We start from the raw sequence: 21,453 nt of genomic DNA, 5'->3' as shown, positions 1-21,453 counted from the left end.
CAATAACCCCTCGATGATCCGCCATTCCATATCCGTGAGGTCGCCGCGAGCCAGAACCGCCTCCTAAAAGGTAGTCTTGAATCACGCTTCCGCTGATTTGGGAATCCACTTTGTCAACAGGGCCTAGTCTACGACTGGGTGCCGCGCGGAGGCTACTGTCCCTGAAAGACGTGTGCCTTTTGTGCCGCCAGAAGTGTAGACCCTAGGCTGCATGAGGCCTCGACTAAGCTACCCTGCTGCGTCTTCAATAAAGAAGAGGGTAGGCGTTCCGCTTGTGTCAGAGATCACGGGGCACTGGAAGCGCGGATCGGGCAGGTGGCCCGTTACTAACTAAGGTGTTTTCCAAGTCTTCAGCAGCATCTCCACGAACTTTTCGGCCGCAGGAGATAAGACGCTACTTCGCCTCTGCACGATGCCGATCGTTCGCGATACTACCGGGTTTACGATCGGTCGGGTCACGAGGAAAGGATGATCGTCTTGTGGTGTCGCTAGACGCGGCAAGACGGAAATCCCTAGTCCCGCTTCCACGAGGCCAAGCGAGGTATTGAGATGGGTCACCTCATAGAACCAGTTCAATTTCAAATTGTGTCGTGCAAGAGTGCCGTCGAGCAGCGTTCTGTTGCCGCTGGAGCGGTCGACAACAACCAGCGGGTAGGGCTCCAGCTGGTCCCATTGGATGGTTTCGAACGCCGCCAGTGAATGGTCCTTGCGCATCGCCAGCACGAACGGATCGTCTATCAGCGGCTCGAACGCCAGATCCGGATCGGAATTCCCCATCAAGTTGATGCCGAATTCGACTTCGCCTCGTGCCACGGCCTGCAGGCCTTCGTTCGCCGTCAAGTCTCTGATCCGCAACCGAATATGCGGATACTGATTGCTGAAGGTCTTGATCACCGTCGGCAGGAAGTAAAACGCTGCGGTGGGAACGCAGGCCATGGTGATGAGACCCCGTCGCTGTGCTCCGTCCTTCATCGCAAAAAGCGATCCGTCGAACTCCTCCAGCATCCGCCGGACAAGCGGCATGACCTCCTGGCCCATGGCCGTTGGAGCGACGTGGCGGGTGGTGCGCTCCAGAAGAGGCGCCCCGATGGCCTGTTCCAGTTTCTGGATACGGCGTGTGAGCGCCGGTTGTGAGATATGCAGCGCATCAGCGGCCCTGTGGAAGCTTTCCAGCTCAACCACAGCCTGAAATGCCCGCAAATCCAGAATTTCACAATTGATGCTCATTTCGCAATAAATCCTCCGAACATTGCATTTAACAGATTATCCTTCTTTCCTCATATTGCAACAACAGGCGACATTAATCCGCAGCATGCAAGACTGAGGCGAGGCCATGAACGATTTGCTCAAGATACCCTGTGTACTGATGCGTGGTGGAACATCGCGCGGGCCGTTCTTTCTCGCCTCCGATCTTCCCCATGAGCGCGCCGCGCGGGATTCTGCCCTGCTCTCCATCATGGGGTCCGGACACCCGCTTCAGATCGACGGGATTGGAGGTGGTAATCCCGTCACGTCAAAAGTCGCGATTATCGGTCCTTCCACGATCAAGGGCGCCGATGTTGACTATCTCTTTGCCCAAGTCCGTACGGACCGGCAGTATGTGGACTATTCGCCCAATTGCGGAAATATGCTGGCAGCCGTCGGCCCATTCGCGATCGAGGCCGGGCTTCTGGCGGCGACGGGCGAGGATACGCTTGTGCGCATCCATAACGTCAACACCGGAAAGCTGATCGAGGCGAAGGTGCCGACGCGGGGTCGTGAGGTCATCTATCTCGGTGATGCTTCAATTGATGGCGTGCCGGGACTTGCAGCGCCCATCGCCTTGACGTTCATGGATGCCGCCGGTGCGAAAACCGGAAAGTTGCTGCCGACCGGCAAGGCTGTCGACATGATTGACGGCGTGGCGGTGACGGCCATTGATTGCGCCATTCCGATGGTGCTGATGCGCGCAGCCGATCTCGGCGTGACGGGTTACGAGGAACCGCAGGTGCTGACAGCCGATCGCGACCTCATCGAGCGCATGAGCCGCATACGCATCGAAGCCGGCAGGATGATGGGCATGGGCGACGTGGCTGACATGGTTATTCCCAAGCCGGTACTGATTGCGCCGGCGCGCAAGGGCGGCACTCTTTCGGTCCGCTATTTCATGCCGAACGACTGTCATCCGGCTCTTGCAACGACCGGTGCGGTTGGCATTGCCACCGCAGCCGTCACCGAAGGCTCCATTGCCCATGATCTGGCAGGTGGGCTTTCCGTGCCGGCGATGGTGCGTATCGAGCATCCAGCCGGCCGGCTCGACGTCCAACTGGAAATGCGAAACGGAGCGGTGACAGCCGGGCTCGTGAGAACGGCGCGGAGACTTTTTGAAGGCTTTGCCTTCGCCAAGCCAATGGCTGCGATTGAACATGCGGCCTGAAGACGTCCATATCGACGCATAACATCAACAGGGAGGAGACCCTCATGCGTAAATACTTGCTTGCAACAGCGGCGTTCTGTGCCTTGGCAGCATCTGCCAATGCCGAATCCATCCAAATGAGCGTAGGCTCCTACAATCTCAACAATCTCCCGTTTCCGGTTGCCGACAGCCTTGGTTTCTACAAGGATGAGGGGCTTGACGTGACGACCGAGAACTTCGCCCAGGGTGGTTCCAAGGTACTTCAGGCCCTTGTTGCCGGGTCAACGGACGTCGCCGTCGGCTTCTATGATCATACGATCCAGATGCAGTCGCAGAACAAGCACGTGGTCGGCTTCGTTCAGCTCGCCCGCAATTCCGGCCTTGTTCTCGCCGGCAAGAACGACACCGATTTCGATCCGGCCAAACCCGAAACGATCAAGGGCAAAAAGGTCGGCATCACGTCGCCCGGGTCCTCGTCCGATTTCTTCATTCGCTACTACCTGAAGCAGCACAAACTCAGCGACGACGACATCTCCATCATCGGTGTCGGTTCGGGCGCTGCGGCCGTGGCCGCCCTGCAGCAGGGCAAGATCGACCTGCTCGTCAACTACGATCCCGCCGCGACGATCGTCGTGGAGCGTGGCCTGGGCAAGATCCTCATCGATGCCCGCAGCGATCAGGGTGCCAAGGACGTCTATGGCGGCATCTACCCGACCTCCGTGCTTTACGCGACGCAGGATTACATCAATGCCAATCCCGAACTGATCCAGAAGGTCACCAATGCGACGGTTCGGGCGCTGCACTGGATGAAACAGCATTCGGCCGAGGAAATCGTCGACAAGCTTCCCGAGGATTTCGTGTCCGGCGACAAGCAGACCTACATCAAGGCTGTTGAAGCGGCCAAGGCCATCTTCTCCGAGGATGGCAAGTTCGAGCAGGCTGACCTCGAAACGCCGCTGGCCGTTCTGAAGAGCTTCAACGACGCCGTCGCCAAGGCGACGATCGATCTCAACACGACCTACACCAACAAGTTCGTCGAGGCGGCTGCCTCGAAGAGCGGAAACTGAGGATCCGCCATGTCTTCGCCAGTAAGAAAGCTAGAGGCCGTGACAGAACTGAAACCCAAGCCGATGGTGGCGATCGACGACGTCACCATGGCATTTGGTTCCTTCGTGGCCGTCCAGAACGTAAACCTGAAAGTCGGTGACGGGGAGTTTCTCTCGATCGTCGGTCCGACAGGGTGCGGCAAATCCACCATCCTCAACGCCATTGCGGGGTTGCTCAAGCCCGCGCAGGGCAAGGTGTCCATCGATGGCACCGCGGTCCAGGGGGTGCAGAACAATATCGGCTATCTCTTCCAGCAGGATGCGCTTCTGCCGTGGAAAACCGCGTTCCAGAACGTCGAGCTCGGCCTGATGTTTCGCGGCGTCCCGGAAGAGGAGCGCCGCGCCAAGGTCTTCGCCTGGCTTGAGAAGGTCGGCCTGAAAGGCTTTGGCGACCGTTTCCCGCACCAGCTGTCGGGTGGACAGCGCAAGCGCGTCCAGATGGCGCAGGCGCTGATCACGGGCCCGAAGGTCATCCTGATGGACGAACCCTTCTCGGCGCTCGATATTCATACCCGCCACCTGATGCAGAACGAGTTGCTGCGTCTGTGGCAGGAAGATCGCCGTGCGGTCGTCATGATTACCCATGATCTGGAGGAGGCGATTGCGCTTGGAGACCGTGTCGTCGTTCTCGCCGCCGGCCCGAAGAGCCGTGTCATCGAAAGCTTTCCCGTCGATCTCGAACGGCCTCGCAACGTCGCCGAAATCAAACTCGATCCGAAATTCATGACGCTCTACCGCGATATCTGGGCGTCTCTGCGTGGCGAAGTGGAGAAAAGCTATGCAAGCCGTTAATATTCGCATCATCCAGATCGTGCTCCTGGTCGTGCTTCTGGGCGGATGGCAGCTTGGTGTCACCTCCGGTGCCATCGACCGGTTCTTCTTCCCGGCGCCCTATGACATCGTCAAACAGGTGATCGCCTGGGTCTCCGACACCGGCTTTTACAAGCATGTCGGCATCACGCTCAGCGAAACGGTGCTTGGCTACATCATCGGCACGGGTCTCGGCGTCGGCGCCGGCGTCTGGCTGGGTCTCAGCCCCTTCGTCGCCCGCGTGCTTGACCCGTTCATCAAGGCCGTAAACGCCATTCCGCGTGTCGTTCTGGCCCCCATCTTCGTTCTCTGGCTCGGTCTGGGCCTCTGGTCGAAGGTAGCACTCGCCGTCACGCTCGTCTTCTTCGTCACCTTCTTCAACGCCATGCAGGGCGTGCGCGAGGTGAACCCGGTCGTGCTGTCGAATACCCGCATCCTGGGCGCCAGGCGCTCGGATCTGCTGCGTCACGTCTACTTTCCGGCGGCGGCGACCTGGATCCTGTCGTCGCTGCGCACCTCCGTCGGCTTTGCCGTCGTCGGCGCAATCATCGGGGAATATCTCGGTGCATCCGCCGGCCTCGGCTACCTGATTGCCCGCTCGGAAGGCAATTTCGATGCGGTCGGCGTCTTCGCAGGCATCATCATCCTGGCCGTGTTCGTTCTCATCATCGACCTCATCCTCGACTTTGCAGAAAAGAGGCTGATCACGTGGCGGCCGAATGCGGGCGAAGAGCGGCCTGCTTAAGCCTTCCTGCCCAGAAAAACCAAAACAAAGGATCGGCCCCGTCGGGCCGGTCCTTTTCGTTGATCGATGGTCACCCTGGCGCGTCACATGGGATCATGGGATGCGAGGCGTTGAGAGTTCGGGCCGCGATCTGCAGCGACGGGATGTCCTCTATTCTCGGTCGGCGCAGTCCATGCCATTGTATTCACACACGCTCTGAAGACTGAGGCTGGTTTCGCATGCAGCGATTTTCGTTGGGATCCATCGATCTTAATCTCCTGAAGGTCATCTATGCCCTCGTGATCAAGGGCAACATGACGGCGGCCGGCGAGTATATCGGCCTCTCCCAGCCCGCGATGAGCCATGCCCTCAAGCGCGTGCGGGCGATCATGGGAGACGAGCTGTTCAAGAAGACGTCCGGCGGTTTTGTGATGACGCGCTTTTGCACGGAGATATTTCCTGCCGTGCGGCGCATCATCGAGGACACGGAGTCCGTGATGCTGTCGCGCTTCGATTTTGAACCTGCGTCTTCCAATCGCGCATTCAGGATCGGTATGAACGATTATTTTTCGGTCGTTCTGATGCCCCGCCTTCTTGAGCGTGTGCGTTCAAGGGCGCCGCACTGTGTGCTCGAGGTCATTCACATGCCGCGCACGGGCGTCACGCAAAACAGAAATTTCCTTCCGGTCGTTCAGGAACATCTCGACGAGGGCGCCATCGATGTGGCCGTCATGACGGCCGACACGTTTCCGGCCCGCTATCGATGCACGTCCCTCTTCACGGAGAGGCGGGTCTGCATCATGTCGGCCACCAATCCGGCCGCGAAGAAGCCGCTGACGCTCGATGCGCTGCTATCGCTCGGGCATGTCAAAGTCACCTCCGCCCCCAGTCGCCGAGGTTGGATCGATGAGCGGCTGGATGCCATGGGCCTTCAGCGCCGGGTTGTCGCAGTTGTCCCGCATTTTTCCGCCGCAGTTGCGATCATCGCCCGCAGCGATCTCGTGGCCATCATGCCGGAAAGCGTTGCCAGGCTGTTTGAACATTCGCATGAACTCTTGCTGCTGGACTCTCCGTTTGCGGAGGAAAAACAATCAACCAGCATGATCTGGCTTGCCGAAAAGGAACGCGATCCGGCAAGTCAATGGCTGAGAGAACAGATCTCGGCCTGCTTTACCGCGGACGCGACCTGATCGGGCGCCGTCCCGCGGTCTCGATCATCGGGTGGCCATCTTCGCGCGGATGAAATGATCGGTCACGGCGAGGAAATCTTCCATGGTCACGGCAGGCAGTTCTTCCTTGAAGCTGCCGTCGTTGCGCGCGATTGCGAGGTCGTCCGGGATCGCCCTTCTGTTCACGAACACCATGTCGAGCGCCGGCAGGCATAGGATGAACTGCCCGAAATGACCGGCGGCAATGCAGGCGCCGCGCCATTCCGGCGTTTCATCCCGAACGACAGGGATCCACCAGAGATAGCTGTAACCGGCGATCTGGGACTTCTTGCTCTCATTCATCTTCTCCGCAGAAACACGGATCTTCGTGCTTTCAGCCACCCAGTCGGCCGGGACGACCTGGCCTTTATCCCAGCGACCATTGCGGACCATTGCCAGCCCCAGTCGCGCCATATCACGCCCGGACAGGAAGAAGTGGTAGGCGAGGTACCGTGACGCTCCGTCGTAACCCATCATCCGCTGACGGGCCGGATCGAAATCCTGCATCTGCATCGGGACCGCGAAATCCTCCTCGAAGGCTTTGAAGACACTGCGACCGGTCAACTGTTCGAACGCAGCCCCGAGCACGTTGAAATCCCAGTTGTTGTAATGGAAATAGGCGCCGGGTTTCTTCGAGCCACGCTCGGGAATGTTCTTGGTGTTGCTACCGGGGCTTCCCGGCTGGTGGTACACGCCCGAGCTGCTGATCAGAAGGTCGTGCAGCTTTGCCGTCTTTTCGATCGGCAGCAGGCCGTGATCCTCATCAATGCCGAGATCCGCCATGGTCAGGTCGAGGTCGATCTTTCCTTCGGCAACGGCTTTGCCCATCAGCATCGACAGGATGCTCTTGCGGGTCGAGGCGAGATAGCTCACCTCGCTGATATCGCCATAGCTGTAAAGGATCTCGCCTCCGGCAACGGCCGTGAAGGACGTGGTCGGCAGTGCCTCCAGCGCCGCATCGACCTTTGCACGGATGTCGGCCGAAAGGTCGTGTTCCTGCGGATTGTCCACCTGCTTCCATGCTTCTGCCGGAAATGTTTGACCGGGATCGGTCCCGAGATGTTCCAGAGGGGCTGAAACAGACATAGTTCTTCCTTTACGGTTACAGATTGTGATTTCCGGATGTCAGTCGTTCAGGTGACAGGCGCTCTTGTGGCGCGAACCGACCGTACGGAGCTCGGGCCGCTCGATCCGGCAGCGGTCCATCGCCAACGGACAGCGGAGGTGGAAATGACAACCGGACGGTGGTGAAAGCGGGCTTGGTATTTCGCCTTCGATGGCCGAAAAGCTCCGCTGCACCGGGTCAAGGCTCGGTCTCTCCTGGAGGAGCGCGCGGGTATAGGGGTGGTTGGGGTGCGAAAACAGCTCTTCGACCGTCGCCTCTTCCACGACACGACCGAGATACATCACCACCACGCGGTCGGAGATATGTTCGACCACGGACAGGACGTGGCTGATGAAGATGTATGTGAGGTCGAGCTGTTTCCTCAGATCGAGAAACAGATTGAGGATCTGGGCCTGGATCGACACATCAAGGGCCGCGACCGACTCGTCGCAGATCAGCATGTCCGGCTGAACCGCAAGCGCACGCGCGATGCCGATACGCTGGCGCTGCCCGCCGCTGAACTGATGCGGAAAGCGGGACACCATGGAAGGATCAAGGCCAGCTCGCGCCATCTGCTGGCTGACATAATCATCCAGTTCCCGCGCCGTCGTCAGTCCATGATGAAGGGGAGCAGCACCAATGATCTCGCGCACACGCTGCCGGGGGTTCAAGGAGGAGGAAGGGTTCTGGAAGATCATCTGGACCTTTAGCCGCGCCGCCTCGGCCTCTTCCCCGGGCATGTCCTGAAGACGCTTGTTGCGGAAGAGCACTGTTCCCTCCGACGCCTGCAGCAGGCCTGCCACCACCCGTCCCAGTGTCGATTTTCCGCAGCCGGACTCACCGACAATTCCGACGACTTCGCCTTCCGCGACGGTCAGGCTGACGTCATCCAAGGCACGGACGACGGGATTGGGGGCCTTCAGGCCCATGAATTCGGCGCCGCGTTCCACCAGTCCGGATTTGCGGCTGAAGCGTTTGCTGACGCTGCGAACTTCCAGTCGGTTGCTCATGATGACGCTCCCTCCATGACGGGGTGAAAACAGCGAAGAAGCCGACCTTCGACAGGCTCAAGTTGCGGGGGGCTCAGACAGAGCTGCGTTGCCGACGCGCAGCGGGGATGGAAGGCGCATCCTTTCGGCATGTTGGCGACGGAGGGTGTCGTCCCCGAGATCTGTTTGAGCCTGGAGCCGCGCTGGTTGTGGGCAGGGAGGCTCGCGATCAGTCCGTTGGTATAGGGGTGCATGGGACGGCGCAGCAGGTCGGCCGTCTTGCCCTGCTCGGCGATGCGGCCGGCATACATGACCGACACCTTTTCGGCGAGCCCGGCCACGACCGAAAGGTCATGGGTAATCCAGATCAGCGCGGTTCCCTTGTCGCGGGCAAGCTTTTGCACGATCGAGAGGATCTGCGCCTGGATCGTGACATCGAGAGCCGTGGTCGGTTCATCGGCAATGATCAGGTCCGGCGACATCAGCAGGGCAATGGCGATGGCCACTCTCTGCCGCATTCCCCCGGAAAACTGATGCGGATAGGCGCTCAGTCTTTCCTCGGGGCTGGGGATGCCGACCATGCCCAATGCGTCGCGCGCCCTCTCGCGGGCTGCATGCTTGCTTGACACCGAAGGGAGCGTAAGCCGCAAAGCGGCTGCCTTTGGCAGACCAGCCGGTGCGTTTCGTCAGACGGGTATTCGTGGAGGTCTCATCGATAAAGATGAGCCGGGACAACGCCTTGTTGAAGAACCGCTTGCGGCGGTTGATCCAAAGATCACGCGCCCGGGCGATCTCCGGTCTGCGCTGCTCGCTTGCCTTGAGGCTTTTTTTTATTGCTCAGCCCAAGCCGATGTAGAAACCGCCCGACGGTGGCGCGGTGGACGTCGATGCCGCGCTCGGCCAGTTCGAGACACAGTTCGTCCAGGGTCACTTCGCCATGCAGAGCAACGCGCTCGCTGATCCATTCCCCATGAGGCGAAAGCTTACTGCCAGGCGGAGGGCCCTGTCTGGCGGGGCGAAGAGAACCAGATGAACGATGCAGGATCATCATGTTGTTGACGAACCGAGGGGAAACCCGGAAATGCCGGGCGGCTTCCCGGTTGCTATTGCCTTCATTCACAAACGCAACGACACGCTCACGCAACTCCATCGGATGCGGCTTGCCCATGGCGCTTCTCCTTCCATGGGCACAGTCAATCACAGATCAAGCAAAACCGGAATCCCGAATCCCGTTTGCCGCGACATGCTTTAAAGCCGAAGAGCCCCGTCACCCGCACCTGGTTCGCCCTCTGCAACCCGGCCAGCGCCGGGCGATCCAGGTGCTGATCGTCAACATGGGGGTCAACATTGGACGCCGATAAAATGGGGCCAAGTTTGCACGCCGATTGACATATTTGACGCCCGACGCTCTGACAGGGTCAATTCTGCACACCTAAACTCAACCAAAAGGCTTGCTAATCAATAGATCGCCAGCCAGCACGGTATCAAGACCGGTGGTACTGAGAACAGCCAGGGCGTCCTCCACTGTGTCGATGATCGGTTTGCCCATGATGTTGAAACTGGTGTTAAGGAGGACTGCCTGTCCGGTCCGCCGCTCTGTTTCATCCAGAAGATCGTGCATCCAGGGATACATTTCCGGCGTCACCGTTTGTGCACGGCCTGTCCCGTCGGCATGAACCACGGCTTGCACCTGGTCCTGCCGTTCCTGCCGCCAGAACAGGGTCTTCGACATGTAGGGCGAGGCTTCTGCTGACGTGAACCAGTCTGCCGTATCCCGCGCCCGCAGAACGGGCGCAAAGGGCCGGTAGGCCTCACGTCCCTTGATGATGGCATTGATGTGATCCTTCATTCCGGCCCTGGCCGGGTCGGCGAGGATTGAGCGGTTGCCGAGGGCCCGCGGTCCGAACTCGGCGCGGCCCCGGAAGGTCCCGACGACACGCCCCTGTGCCAGGGCCTCGGCAACGGCTGCGGCAGTGTTTCCACTGACGTCCTTGACCTCAAATCCTCTCACATGCGGTCGGAGATCACGCCCGGACAGCCCCGCTTCCATGCCGAGGAAAGGCGTACAGTCCGGGCTTGCGGGAATGGTGGGAACGCGTCGATCCTGCATCCAGGAGAGAAGTGCCGCGCCGATCGCGTTTCCGTCGTCGGCCGGGCAGGGGGGAACATGCAGGGATCGGAGACCGAGCCTGTTCGCAACGGCGCCGTTATAGGATGAGTTCAGGGCGCAGCCCCCACAAAGCAGGAGATCGAATGGCCCTGGCCCCTCCTGCTGTGCCAGCAGGTCGCCAATGACGGCATCGGCAAGGGCTGCATAGGCGGCCTGTCCCGTGGCAGCAAGGTCTGCCGCCTGCATCGGTGGCTCGGAGATGGTGCGGGCATAGGTGGAGGCCATCTGTTGCACTTCCGCGATCCTGTCCGCCGCTGCAAACAGCAGGCGCCCGTCCTTCACCGTCAACAGAGTTTGCAGAGCAGCCCGTAGGTGTGGAATGACACGGCCATAGGCCGCAAGGCCCATGACCTTCCATTCTTCTCCCAGCCGCCAGTCAAAGCCGCAACGGAAAGTCAGCCACCCATAGAAGGTACCGAGACTTCCGGGCCCCCAGGACCGCCACAGGCGCTTCAGCGCGCGATCCTCCAACGCATAGGCCGAGACGGCTCCCACATCGCCTTCCCCATCCAGCACGAGCACCAGGGCGTCGGACAGCGGTGCAAACCATGCAGCCGTGACGGCATGACACAGATGGTGTTCGTGTCTGAGAAGGCGCTGACGGTCGGGCGTTACGCCCAGGCGAAGCAGCGAATGGCCGGCCATTGCCTGCAGCGATCCGTTCAAGCCGCGCATCCAGAGCGTATCGAGCGCCGGCAGCATCGCGTCATGAATCTTGACATCCATCTGCGCCTTCATGGCCTTCCATGTAGTGCCGACGATGAAGGTGTCCGTCTCGGGTGACGCACCGCAGATTTTCAGTGCCCGCTCAAGATGCGGCGGATGGTCGGGAGAAATGCCCCATGCCCGCTTGTCTTGCAGAAACCGCTCGGTCGCCTCCGCATAGACCACCTGTCCCGTCTCATCGACGATGGCGAGGGCAGGGTCGTGACCGGAGGTGGCAAGACCGAGATACCAGGTCGTCATCAGGCTGCCATGAGTTCCTTGACGGCAAGGGCAAAGCTGCCAAGCGTGTCGTGATCGAAGATCAGGGCAGGATCGATCTCCACCTGAAAAGCGTCCTCAACCTCCCCGCATAGAAGAACGGCGTCGATCGACTGCAGGCCGATGTCGAGGAGGGATGTTTCCAGGCCGATCTCGGTCTCGTTCTGGCGTGTCAGAGCCGCCAGACGGCGAATGAGAAAGGTAACGAGTTCATCCTTGGGCAGCGCTTCAGGCATCAGGGGTCCTTTCCGGGACAACAGGCATGCAGGGAAGGCTTTCAAGCGCAATGGTCTGTGACAGAGCGGCAAAAACATGCCGCCGGGGGTCCAGTTCCAGCTGCGGAAAGCGGTTGAAGAATGCAGGGACGGCCAGACGGATGATCTGGCGCGACATGGCTGCACCGAAGCAGCGGTGTAGGCCATGGCCGAAGGCGAGATGACCGGCCGGTGCGGCCCGGTTGAGGACGGCAAGGCGGAAGCGCAGCGTCGTGCCGGCCGGCACGCCCAGCGCATTCTCGTCGTTGCGGGCAATCCGATAGATGTATTTGGGGGCAGCGCACAGACCGATCAGCCGATCGAACAGACCTGCAGTATCTTCCGACAGCAGCAGGGCACGCCGTTGATCGGGGGGCATCGAGAGCAGATGATGGAGGATATTGCCCAGCGTATGACGGATGTTGAAGCTTGCGCCATAGAGCACCAGGGTCAGCGCCATCTTGTCGCGCCGGTCAAAGCCGTCCATTTCCTCGCCCAGCAATGCGGCAAGCAGGCCATCCCCACCGTCTGCAGCATGGGATTGCAGCCGTGTCATCAGCGCGGCCATGGCCTTCTGCACCTCCAGGAGATCGCGTAGCGGCAAAAGCGGCGCCAGCACGAGCTGGATATGCGGGGCCATCTCGTCGAATTGCGCGCAGTTGTCCTGCGGAATGCCAAGCACCGGCTTGACCGTGCGCTTGAACAGGATGTCAGTGAAATCGCGGATAAGATCGGGTTCCGGCACCCGGGACAGATGATCCAGGGACGAGGCAACCGCAGCTTCCCAAACCGGTTGCCAGGTCTCCAGTCGATTACCGCCGATCTGTGCAAACACCGCCCGGCGCGCGGTGGCGTGCCGTTCGCCGGAGAGGAAGAAGGGCGCATTGCGCGCAAAGCAGATGGCGTCGGACAGGTCCCTGCCGGAATGCTGCGCCAGGCCTTCAAGATGGCGCACCATATCCGGCGGCGACCAGGCACCATCATCGTTAAGCAGTTCGCGGGCGTCCGTCCGCGATCGGATTTCCGTCATGCGCGGATTGATCTGCACATTTTCCGCACCGAGAAGACAGGGCAGCTCGATGGCGCATTGCAGCACAGGCGTACGCTTGTAGCGAACCAAATCCCGCTGCAGTGTCAGATCCGGAAAGGCACGGGCAAGACGTGGAAGCGCTTCGGAGAGAAACACCCGGCCGAGATGTTCACCAATGCACTTGTGTGGTCCGAAGCCAAAGGACATGTGGGCCTGCGGTCCATGGCTGGCACGCAGCGACGTGTTGATCTGGCGAATATCCATCAAAGCTGTTTCGCCAGCCGTAAAGGGGCACCCGCCGATCTGCACATCCGACTTGACTGCACGGCCGATGAACAATGTCGGGTTAGAGACGGAAAGGGCCTTTTCGATGAGATCTCCCGTCACGCCCGGATCCGCCATTTGCAGCCAAACCGCCTGGGGCTGCAGCAGCAGATCGTGGATCATCAAGGTCAAGGTCTGCAACACCGTCACAAAGGCTTCAGCGACCGTAACGGCGATACCCGTCTTCGGATGAAAATCCGTCAGTTCCTCGTCTGGAGGCGCGAGGAAGGCCATGAATGAGCCTGCGGGCCTGCGGGAGTTGACGAGGCAAGCAGAGATACGCGCCATTGCGCCGTCAATCGCCCGAAGACGGGAGGCTGAGAGCAGTGGCTCGATCGTATCGTTTGCGATGATGATGAGCTCCAGAAGGTCTTCCCCGCAGTCTTCCGGAACGCCCATCACCGTATGGACGAAGGCTTTCATCGCAGGCTCGGCAAAATCACGGACAAGATCCGGCTCAGGCGAGGACCGGAGGCGCTCCTGCGCATTGTTTACTGCCGTCGTGGCAACAGGGCGCCAGCGTTCCACATTGGCGGGCGCAAAGAAGGGCGCGATCTGCCGTCTGAGGGCAAGATGATCTGCTCCATCCATGAAGATAAAACTACTGCAGGACACTGCCCTCAGATGTGGCAGTTCCATTCCCCTTTCGGCGAGTTGATCAAGATAGGCGGTAAGTTTGCCCGCAGTGACTTCGGGATGGCGCAGGGCATCGCGTGCCAGTTGCGGATCTCCGATTTTCCGGGCACCGTGAAGCCAGCTGCGTTTCGAGACGGTCACCATGGTTCAGCCTTGCTCACCGGTTGAAAATGCTTCGTTCCCTGTGCGGAAGAGTGCTGCAGCATGGGAACGGCGCACTTTGCCGCTGGTGGTCCTGGGCAGTTGTCCCCGGTCAACGAAATGGATTTCGCACAGCTCCAGCCCCCATTCCCCCAGCACGGTGGACCGCATACGGTTGCGCGTCTCCTCCGGTGACGGCACGGGAACGCGGCTGTCGACGAGCTCGACCAGTAGCACAGCCTCTCCCGGCAGGTTCTCATCGCGCATGAAGGCTGCTGCGGCCATGGCGTTTAATTCCGGCACGCCCTTACAGGCCAGCGTCTCGACTTCTGCCGCCGGTATCGTCAGGCCATGCGCAAAGAGTACATCCTTCAGTCGCCCCGAAATCCAGAGGCGGCCATCACGGATACGGCCGATGTCGCCGGTTCGCAGAAATTTTCCCTCCTGACCCGGCACCGTATGCCCGAAGCTCTCCGCAGTCAGGTCTGGACTGGCGAGATAGCCGCTTCCCTGGGAGGGACCACCCAGCCATATTTCGCCTGGCTGGCCATCTTTCACGGGCTCGCCGGTTTCCGTATCGATGATCACGATCTGTTGCCGCATCTCGTCCGTCAACCAGCAGCCTTGGGCACCGTCGGTTCCCGCGTCGTGGGGCCCCCCCCGCGTTCCTGCGGCAAACAGTGTAATCTCCGCCATCCCGTAGCAGGCAAAGACTGCATCCCGTCGCAAGCCCGCAGCAGCAAGATGACTGGCAAACACCTCAAGAAGGCCAGGAGGGATAGGTTCGGCGCCGCAATAGGCACGGGACCAACTGGACAGATCGAGTCCCGCCAGCGCCTCTTGAGGCACCTTGCGGATGACATCGGCAAAGGCAAATGTCGGACCGCCGCTGAAATTGGCCTTCCACTGCGAGATAACATCCAGCCAGAGGCGCGGGCTGCGGATGAAGTCGAACGGGCTCATTTGCACAGACATGCCACCGGCGAAAAATGGACAGAGGATGCCGCCGATCAGCCCCATATCGTGGTAGTGCGGCATCCAGTTCACGATCCGAGCTGCCGCGTCAAGACCCCAGGCCCGCTGGACGGCGTTGCAGTTTGCAAGGATGTTGTCCGCGCTGATCAGCACGCCCTTCGGCGTCATGGTCGAGCCGGATGTGTACTGAATGAGCACCGTATCCTGCGGCATGTCCGGGCGGAAGCCCTTCGTGATCGGAGGCTCCAGACCGGTAGCCCATGCCAGAACGGGCGGCGCTCCCGCTCCGAGAAGCGTGCGCAGCCCTTCCTCAAGCCCCTGCTGACACAGCACCGCCGCAGGCCGCGCCTCGGCACAAATATGAGCAAGCCGCGTTGAGATGCTGCCCCGACGCGGCGGGGCGACAGGAATGGCGGTCACCCCGGCCAGAAAGCAGCCCAGAAGAAGCGAGATGAAGGGCTCACCGGCGGGGAATACCAGCACCACGCAGCAGCCCCGCGCCGGTTCAAGCTGCCGCGCCGCCGATTCCGCCGCCGCCAGAAGCTCGCGGCCGGTCATGACACGCTGCGTTGCCCCCCGCGAGGAGAAGACCACGATCTCCTTGTCCGCCCTCGCTTCACAGGCGTCCCGCACTTGGCGTTCCAGCGACATGTGCTTCATTTGCGAATGATCCCCCAAGTATTGCGCCGCGGACCCTGCGGAACGCGGGAGGAGCCGAAGGAAGCCTCACCGTCACGGGGCGCCGATCTGTCGAACCTCATGACCTGCCGCCTCCGTCTGCGTGGAGGGACGTGATCATGAGATAGTTCAACAGGTCATGGCTGAGCCGTGCATTGCGCGGATCCGAGCGAAACAGGGCTTCCACCTTGTCGAGATAGGCTTGCGCCCAGCGTCGACACCAGACATCTCTTGGCTCGCCTTCCTCCGCATCCGGCATGCGCATGACATCAATCTCGACATCATCGCCGGACCACTGAGACTGGAACCAGTAGACGGGGACATGCATCGCCTGGCTGATCTTCGGCACGATGTCGTCGATCATGACCTTCTTGCCAAGCAGGGTACCCGTCGCACTGCTCTCAGGCCCGAGAGGACGAAAGCCGGTCCACGACAGATCGCGCGCAAGATAGACGCTGTCACCGTTCCGCAGGCTGCGAACGACACTTGCAGCCAGCCGGGTGCTGTCGAAGGTACTGAGGACGCGGACAGCGTCATCGCCCGATCTCTGCATTTGGGACAGAGGTCCCACCACATAGACGAGATCCCTCATCAGGGTCTTCAATGCGACACTGAACCGGGCACCAAAATGCGTTGATACGATCATCGTTGGCTGCCTTCCCTCGACCCGTTCGCGCAGGCTCGCAAAACCTGCCGAGCGCCCGAAGGCAGATGGTATCGCCTCCAGCAGCACGCGCGTCGACATCACCTGATCCACATGCCCCGCCCGGAAGGCCTTGCGGCGCCATAACAGACCGTCCATGCCGACGGGGCAAAGGTTGCGCTGCGCAAAATACTGGGTGTGATGCAGGGCGCTCCCCGACGGTCCATCCCAGTCGGCTCCATGAAGAAGACCTTGCAGATCCCTCTCCGAGATTGGACGTGACCAGACAGTCTTCCATGTCTTGTCAGGCACAGGCTCGGAAGTTCCGAGAAACAGCTTCCGGAACGTCTCGATCTTCCAGTCGAACGAGACGGGCTGGTTCGGCAGAAGGCGTTGTGCCAGGGAGCGCGCCCTTTCCACCTGGCCTGTATCACAAAGCGCGCTCAGCAGCCATGTATCCAGCGCTGTGTGGCCTGCATCTGCCTTTGCCTCCAGAAAATCGAGACAGCCGCAGAGGTCGCCCCTCGCCAGCAACACGGCCTTGCGCAGATCAATTGCGCCCCGGTCCGCCGGGGCCTGTTCGAGAACGCTGGCCAGCAGTCTCTCCGACGTGCCGAAATCCTCCAGCTCATAGAGGCATCTGGCCTTCATCTGCAGAAGGTTCATGTCGCCCGGCGCTTCGGCGCAAGCCACATCCAGCAACTCCAGCGCTTCGGGCCAGTCGCCCTGCGTGAAGGCGAGCCGCAGCTGAAGGATCCGGCAGGTCCGTTCGGGCAACTGGTCGGCAGCTGCCGCGATGAGTTCCTTCGCACGCGTAAGGAAAAAGGAGGCACTCTGCGTGCCGATCCCTTCCTGCAGGGCAAGATCGGCCAGGGCAATGATCTGCGCAAGGCCCGGTGGATGCCGATGGAAACCGTCCGAAAGAACAGCTGCAGCCTCTTCCACCCGTCCCTCAAGCTGAAGTACCGCCGCCTCCGCCATCTGCACTGCCGACGATTGCCGAACTGTCGGCGGGCAGTTTTCCAGCAACTGCCGCGCCGCACCGGAATCATGGTTGCGGATGGCATCATTCAGGACATTGACGACATGAACGGGATTTTGCGGCTCGGCCGCATGCAGTTCCCCCGCAAGCTGCGCAGATTGTGTCTGCTGCCCCTCGGCCTGCAACAGATAAAAACGCTGCAGGCCTGCGGCGGAACCATCCTTTTCAAGTTCACCGATTTCCCGTCGGACCTTTGCAAAACGCCGGAAGGCCAGATCCACCCAACGCATCTGGTCATCATGCTCTCGCCCGAACTGCCTGAGCGTCTCGTCCGCATCCCGCATCCGCCCCGTCTGCATCAGCAGATTGACGAGCAGGCGCCGCAAGGCTGGATGATCCGGCCAGCGCGCCAGTCCCTGCTCGAGATGGGCCATGGCTGCCGGCGCGTCGAACGCCTGTATTTCCATCTGGATCAGCGATACCAGAAGCCCGGCATGGTCTGGACTGCGCTCGATAGCCTCCTTCATGGTCGCGATGGCCGCGGCAAGCCTGCCGGAGGAAGCTTCGGCACCCGCCAGTTCCGTCAGAATGGCAGGCAGCAGTTCCGGAGAGGTCTGAGCGCGGATGCGCAGTTCCGCAAGCCAGCCTGCGGCCTCCTCAAATCTGTGCAATTGTCGCAGAACAATGCCGCGGCGCAAGGTCAGGTGCGGGTGATCGAGGGGGTATCGAAGCGCAGTATCGACTGCCGACAGTGCTTCCTTTGGTTCTCCATTGCGAGCCAGTGCATCGATCAGCACAAGCCATGCGCCAAGATGGCCGGGTTGCTGATCGAGCAAAGCACGGGCGAGACCGATGGTGCGGACAAACAGTCCCGTGGCCAGCGTTGAAGCGGACAGCTGATAAAGGATGTCCGCAGAGCCGGGGCACTCGGCGAGAATGGTTTCCAGCCAGTCGACGCTCTCGGTAAAACGGCGAAGCGCCCGCAAGATTTCGCCCTTGTGGCACCGGAGCGACGGGTCGCCCGGTGCCCGACACAAGGCATCGTTGACCGCCGTCAGCGCATCTTCGAAAGCCTGCCTTTGCATCAGGACAACGACCGCTTTCCGAAGGGCATCCACCTCCTCGTTCTGCATGGCCTGTGCGGCCCCCATGTCTGCCACGTCTATGCCCTCACGCCACTGTTGCCACCGAGACAGAGGGCCGGTGTCGAAGGTTCGCCATGAAGGCAGGCCTCGAATTTGCGTCACCGCCAGACAATTTCTCCAGCGGAACGAACGTGTTCAGATAGCTTATGAGCAGCGACGAGAGATCCCGTGCAATCTCGGGGCGCGCCCTTGACAGATCCGCAACGGCCTCAACGACCTTCTTTCCGTCCGGATTGCGGGAGGCAATGCGCATCAGTTCCATCGGCGCCCTCGATGATTGCGAGGGGCGACCATGGCGCCGCAAGTGTTCGGGTGCGGGCTGCAATACCGCAGCCAGTTGCGCGAAACGCCTGATCGCGTTTTCCGGGCGCATCAGTTCACGGATCAGCCACTCGGCACCTTGGGCCAGTTGCTCCCGCGTCATGTTGGCTGGAATGATATTTGTGAGAAGATCGCTGCCCACATAAAGGCTGCCTTCCTCGCTTCCCACGAGGCGCCCCTCCCGCTTCATCCTGGCGTGGAGCGGCGTTGCAAGCGAGGCCACCACCACGGTTACCCGCAACATGACGATCGGCAGTGACATGCCGAAGGCAAACTGGCGCTCGAAGCAGTCGAGGCGATCACTGTCAAACCCCACCATCATGCCCGAAGTCAGATAGACCCCCGCAGCCGAAATCTTCTCACACTGCGCAACGAGATCCTGATTGAGATTTTGACGCTTCTTCGTTTCGCGGAGCGCCTCTTCGTTGTCGGTCTCAAGACCGATGAACACATCGCGCACACCGGCAACGTTGCACAGACGCAACAGATCCTCGTCGCGGGCCATGTCGATCGATGCCTGCGTCATGAACGTCACAGGCTCGCGACCTTCGCGACCATTCCAACCGGCGATGGCCTCCAGAAGCGCATAGGTGCGCTTGCGGTAAACCGTGAAATTGTCATCCGACAGGTGGATCTGCCGATAGCCGAGTTCATACAGGTACTGAAGCTCTCGCAGCACCACATCAGCAGGTTTGTGCCGCTGGACACGACCCAGGTACTGAATGACGTCACAGAACTCGCATTCGAAGGGACATCCGCGGCTCGTCTGAACCGTGCCCCACACAGCTCTGTCGTTGGGGTAGAGGTCCCAGCGCGGCAGGCGCGCCCTGCTGAGGTCCGCCTTCCTGCCGTTGTATCTGGGCTTGAGCTGCCCGCGCTTCAGATCGCCGGTCACCTCCTCCGCAATCTCCTCGAACTCACCGGCGACGATACAGTCCACCTTCCCTTCGAAGGCCTCAGGTGCCAGCGAAACGTGTGCGCCGCCCGCGATGACGACCTTGCCGAGCGCGCGAAAGTGGCGCGCCAGTTCCAGCCCGCGCGCCACCTGAGAGACGTTCATGCTGATGCAGACAATATCCGCCGGACTTTCAGCATCTACCTCGTCAATCAGCTCGTCACAGAGGCAGAGCTCGAACCCATCGTCAAAATACGAGGCAACGGTTGCTATGCCGGATGCTGCAATGATGGCGAAAGGCTTTTCGACATGAAGCACCTTGCCGGAAATCAGGCCGTCAAGCGATCTCTCCCTGTCTGTATCTGGCCGAGGAGCAATAAAATAGACTTTCACGATCAGACCTGAGCAGCAATTACGATACCTTACAGGTGGCTTACATAAAACGACCTCCAATATCAACCTGAACTGGTGAGAGCGGCGGTGCAAAATTAGACCACGGTAGCGGCGGGATAGTCCCGCTTCGGGCGGCGTAAAAGTCGGCCACCTATTTTCTTTTCCTTCTGCGACGAATGCAGGAGGGCCTGGGGATCTATACCGTGGAACTATATCTGAAGGTTCGCCTGGCTTGCTCGGAAGGCATGAGCCGGCGTCAGGCCGCAAAGCATTTCAACATTTCGCGCGACAGCGTTGCCAAGATGCTGTCCTATTCGACGCCACCCGGCTATCAGCGGCAATCACCGATCCGGCGGCCCAAGCTTGATGCGTTTATCTCGACGATCGATCACTGGCTTGATGAGGACGTGAAGCTGCCGCGCAAGCAGCGCCATACGGCCAAGCGAGTGTTTGACCGGCTGCGTGACGAGTGCGGTTTCACGGGCGGTTACACGATCATCAAGGATTACATGCGCGAGCGGGATCAGCGTCGCAGGGAAGTGTTCGTGCCGCTGTCGCATCCGCCCGGCCACGCGCAGGCCGATTTCGGCGAGGCGATGGTGGTCATTGGCGGCGTGGAGCAGAAGGCTCATTTCTTCGTGCTCGACTTGCCGCATAGCGACGGCTGCTACGTGCGGGCTTATCCGGCGGCGGTGGCCGAGGCCTGGATCGACGGCCACGTCCATGCGTTTTCCTTCTTCGGGGCCGTGCCGCAATCGATCGTTTATGACAATGATCGCTGCCTCGTCGCCAAGATCTTGCCCGACGGCACACGCAAGCGGGCAACACTTTTCAGCGGATTTCTGTCTCATTATTTCATCCGAGATCGTTACGGCCGTCCCGGCAAGGGCAACGACAAGGGGAATGTCGAGGGTCTCGTCGGCTATGCCAGGCGCAACTTCATGGTTCCGATCCCGCAGTTTCCAACATGGGATGCGTTCAACACCTGGCTGGAAGAGCAATGCCGCAAGCGTCAGCGCGACAGACTGCGCGGCGAGAGCGAGACGATCGGAGAGCGACTGCAGCGTGATCTGGCTGCTATGCGTGCGTTGCCGGCATCTCCATTCGACGCCAGCGACCAGGCGAGTGCGAAAGTCACGGCCCAGTCCCTCGTTCGCTACAAGACCAACGACTATTCCGTCCCGGTCGCCTACGGCCATCAGGATGTTTGGGTCCGGGGCTATGTCGACGAAGTGGTGATTGGCTGCCGTGGCCAGATTATCGCCCGCCATCCGCGGTGCTGGGACCGGGAAGACGTCGTCTTTGATCCTGTGCATTACCTGCCGCTGATCGAGCAAAAGATCAATTCGCTTGATCAGGCTGCACCTCTCCAGGGCTGGGACCTACCGGAAGAGTTCGTCACGCTGCGCCGTTTGATGGTGAGCGCGACGAACAGGCCACCTTTGCTTTTCTGACCAAGGCCGCGAGATATGCTCCTTCATCGACAGGAGCGGAACGGGATGGTTGGAGATGGCGCTGATGCCATGCTTGAAGTCATGGATGAAG

At 60.5% G+C, this 21,453-nt stretch carries 16 protein-coding genes and 2 pseudogenes; 7 read left to right on the top strand and 11 right to left on the bottom strand.

The genetic code is table 11. The features are described 5' to 3' along the window. Window positions 1-330 precede the first annotated feature (330 nt). Window positions 331-1,227 carry a LysR family transcriptional regulator gene (locus KLP42_RS25900; protein WP_215571062.1) on the bottom strand — a complete coding sequence of 299 codons (897 nt, stop codon included), beginning with the start codon at window positions 1,225-1,227 and terminating at the stop codon, window positions 331-333. Between the two features lie 106 nt (window positions 1,228-1,333). Here KLP42_RS25900 and KLP42_RS25895 point away from each other — a divergent pair, with 106 nt between their 5' ends. The 5 genes from KLP42_RS25895 (at window position 1,334) to KLP42_RS25875 (ending at window position 6,225) form a co-directional block, all read left to right on the top strand. Continuing rightward, a complete protein-coding gene (locus KLP42_RS25895) occupies window positions 1,334-2,416 on the top strand; it encodes a 4-oxalomesaconate tautomerase (RefSeq protein WP_215571061.1) in 1,083 nt (360 codons plus the stop codon). 44 nt (window positions 2,417-2,460) lie between these two features. Next, window positions 2,461-3,462, top strand: coding sequence for an ABC transporter substrate-binding protein (locus KLP42_RS25890; protein WP_215571060.1), 1,002 nt, complete (start codon window positions 2,461-2,463; stop codon window positions 3,460-3,462). A gap of 63 nt (window positions 3,463-3,525) precedes the next feature. After that, a complete protein-coding gene (locus KLP42_RS25885) occupies window positions 3,526-4,293 on the top strand; it encodes an ABC transporter ATP-binding protein (RefSeq protein ID WP_163898278.1) in 768 nt (255 codons plus the stop codon). Next, window positions 4,280-5,056, top strand: a complete 777-nt coding sequence (locus KLP42_RS25880) for an ABC transporter permease (protein WP_210106938.1) — start codon at window positions 4,280-4,282, stop codon at window positions 5,054-5,056. Before KLP42_RS25885 ends, KLP42_RS25880 begins: the two co-directional genes overlap by 14 nt. A gap of 218 nt (window positions 5,057-5,274) precedes the next feature. Continuing rightward, entirely contained in the window at window positions 5,275-6,225 is a 951-nt protein-coding gene (locus tag KLP42_RS25875; protein WP_215571058.1) for a LysR family transcriptional regulator, read from the top strand. A 24-nt stretch (window positions 6,226-6,249) separates the two neighbouring features. Here the strand turns inward: KLP42_RS25875 and KLP42_RS25870 are convergent, their stop codons facing one another. The 7 genes and pseudogenes from KLP42_RS25870 to KLP42_RS25840 form a co-directional block, all read right to left on the bottom strand. Beyond that, window positions 6,250-7,329: a serine hydrolase domain-containing protein gene (locus tag KLP42_RS25870; RefSeq protein ID WP_215571057.1), complete on the bottom strand. Its 1,080-nt coding sequence runs from the start codon at window positions 7,327-7,329 to the stop codon at window positions 6,250-6,252. Between the two features lie 39 nt (window positions 7,330-7,368). Further along, entirely contained in the window at window positions 7,369-8,358 is a 990-nt protein-coding gene (locus KLP42_RS25865; protein ID WP_215571056.1) for an ABC transporter ATP-binding protein, read from the bottom strand. Then, a pseudogene (locus KLP42_RS25860) lies at window positions 8,355-8,960 on the bottom strand (ABC transporter ATP-binding protein); the annotation flags it as partial. The pseudogene KLP42_RS25860 and the gene KLP42_RS25865, both read right to left, overlap by 4 nt. 152 nt (window positions 8,961-9,112) lie before the next feature. Next, window positions 9,113-9,505: a helix-turn-helix domain-containing protein gene (locus tag KLP42_RS25855; protein WP_252193278.1), complete on the bottom strand. Its 393-nt coding sequence runs from the start codon at window positions 9,503-9,505 to the stop codon at window positions 9,113-9,115. A 270-nt stretch (window positions 9,506-9,775) separates the two neighbouring features. Beyond that, window positions 9,776-11,473, bottom strand: coding sequence for a carbamoyltransferase family protein (locus KLP42_RS25850; protein WP_215571055.1), 1,698 nt, complete (start codon window positions 11,471-11,473; stop codon window positions 9,776-9,778). Beyond that, a complete protein-coding gene (locus KLP42_RS25845) occupies window positions 11,473-11,727 on the bottom strand; it encodes an acyl carrier protein (RefSeq protein WP_215571054.1) in 255 nt (84 codons plus the stop codon). The genes KLP42_RS25850 and KLP42_RS25845 overlap by 1 nt, the downstream gene beginning before the upstream one ends. Then, window positions 11,720-13,522 carry a cytochrome P450 family protein gene (locus KLP42_RS25840; RefSeq protein WP_215571053.1) on the bottom strand — a complete coding sequence of 601 codons (1,803 nt, stop codon included), beginning with the start codon at window positions 13,520-13,522 and terminating at the stop codon, window positions 11,720-11,722. The genes KLP42_RS25845 and KLP42_RS25840 overlap by 8 nt, the downstream gene beginning before the upstream one ends. Here KLP42_RS25840 and KLP42_RS25835 point away from each other — a divergent pair. Further along, complete coding sequence (locus KLP42_RS25835) at window positions 13,505-13,903, top strand: hypothetical protein (RefSeq protein ID WP_215571052.1); 399 nt, start codon at window positions 13,505-13,507, stop codon at window positions 13,901-13,903. The two genes, KLP42_RS25840 and KLP42_RS25835, sit on opposite strands and share 18 nt — an antisense overlap. Here the strand turns inward: KLP42_RS25835 and KLP42_RS25830 are convergent. From KLP42_RS25830 to KLP42_RS25820, 3 genes are all read right to left on the bottom strand, one after another. After that, complete coding sequence (locus KLP42_RS25830) at window positions 13,883-15,511, bottom strand: AMP-binding protein (RefSeq protein WP_215571051.1); 1,629 nt, start codon at window positions 15,509-15,511, stop codon at window positions 13,883-13,885. The two genes, KLP42_RS25835 and KLP42_RS25830, sit on opposite strands and share 21 nt — an antisense overlap. A 97-nt stretch (window positions 15,512-15,608) precedes the next feature. Then, window positions 15,609-18,305 carry a tetratricopeptide repeat protein gene (locus KLP42_RS25825; protein WP_252193280.1) on the bottom strand — a complete coding sequence of 899 codons (2,697 nt, stop codon included), beginning with the start codon at window positions 18,303-18,305 and terminating at the stop codon, window positions 15,609-15,611. Between the two features lie 19 nt (window positions 18,306-18,324). After that, window positions 18,325-19,908 carry a B12-binding domain-containing radical SAM protein gene (locus KLP42_RS25820; RefSeq protein ID WP_215571049.1) on the bottom strand — a complete coding sequence of 528 codons (1,584 nt, stop codon included), beginning with the start codon at window positions 19,906-19,908 and terminating at the stop codon, window positions 18,325-18,327. Window positions 19,909-20,111: 203 nt separating this feature from the next. Here KLP42_RS25820 and istA point away from each other — a divergent pair. Further along, window positions 20,112-21,326: pseudogene (istA, locus tag KLP42_RS25815) on the top strand (IS21 family transposase); the annotation flags it as partial. Window positions 21,327-21,453 lie beyond the last annotated feature (127 nt).

The sequence above is a fragment of the Rhizobium sp. CSW-27 genome (genome assembly GCF_018760785.1).
Taxonomy (GTDB): domain Bacteria; phylum Pseudomonadota; class Alphaproteobacteria; order Rhizobiales; family Rhizobiaceae; genus Neorhizobium.
Note: the sequence above shows the minus strand (reverse complement) of the source record. Positions and strands in the feature narration are given on the sequence as shown.

Excerpts from the sequence above, each read along its gene's own strand:
- KLP42_RS25845 (WP_215571054.1), bottom strand. The coding sequence starts at position 11,727 with ATGCCTGAAGCGCTGCCCAAGGATGAACTCGTTACCTTTCTCATTCGC.
- KLP42_RS25870 (WP_215571057.1), bottom strand. The coding sequence starts at position 7,329 with ATGTCTGTTTCAGCCCCTCTGGAACATCTCGGGACCGATCCCGGTCAA.
- KLP42_RS25835 (WP_215571052.1), top strand. The coding sequence starts at position 13,505 with ATGGACGAAGGCTTTCATCGCAGGCTCGGCAAAATCACGGACAAGATC.
- KLP42_RS25875 (WP_215571058.1), top strand. The coding sequence starts at position 5,275 with ATGCAGCGATTTTCGTTGGGATCCATCGATCTTAATCTCCTGAAGGTC.
- KLP42_RS25880 (WP_210106938.1), top strand. The coding sequence starts at position 4,280 with ATGCAAGCCGTTAATATTCGCATCATCCAGATCGTGCTCCTGGTCGTG.
- KLP42_RS25900 (WP_215571062.1), bottom strand. The coding sequence starts at position 1,227 with ATGAGCATCAATTGTGAAATTCTGGATTTGCGGGCATTTCAGGCTGTG.
- KLP42_RS25885 (WP_163898278.1), top strand. The coding sequence starts at position 3,526 with ATGGTGGCGATCGACGACGTCACCATGGCATTTGGTTCCTTCGTGGCC.
- KLP42_RS25865 (WP_215571056.1), bottom strand. The coding sequence starts at position 8,358 with ATGAGCAACCGACTGGAAGTTCGCAGCGTCAGCAAACGCTTCAGCCGC.
- KLP42_RS25840 (WP_215571053.1), bottom strand. The coding sequence starts at position 13,522 with ATGAAAGCCTTCGTCCATACGGTGATGGGCGTTCCGGAAGACTGCGGG.
- KLP42_RS25855 (WP_252193278.1), bottom strand. The coding sequence starts at position 9,505 with ATGGGCAAGCCGCATCCGATGGAGTTGCGTGAGCGTGTCGTTGCGTTT.
- KLP42_RS25895 (WP_215571061.1), top strand. The coding sequence starts at position 1,334 with ATGAACGATTTGCTCAAGATACCCTGTGTACTGATGCGTGGTGGAACA.
- KLP42_RS25830 (WP_215571051.1), bottom strand. The coding sequence starts at position 15,511 with ATGAAGCACATGTCGCTGGAACGCCAAGTGCGGGACGCCTGTGAAGCG.
- KLP42_RS25890 (WP_215571060.1), top strand. The coding sequence starts at position 2,461 with ATGCGTAAATACTTGCTTGCAACAGCGGCGTTCTGTGCCTTGGCAGCA.
- KLP42_RS25825 (WP_252193280.1), bottom strand. The coding sequence starts at position 18,305 with ATGGGGGCCGCACAGGCCATGCAGAACGAGGAGGTGGATGCCCTTCGG.
- KLP42_RS25850 (WP_215571055.1), bottom strand. The coding sequence starts at position 11,473 with ATGACGACCTGGTATCTCGGTCTTGCCACCTCCGGTCACGACCCTGCC.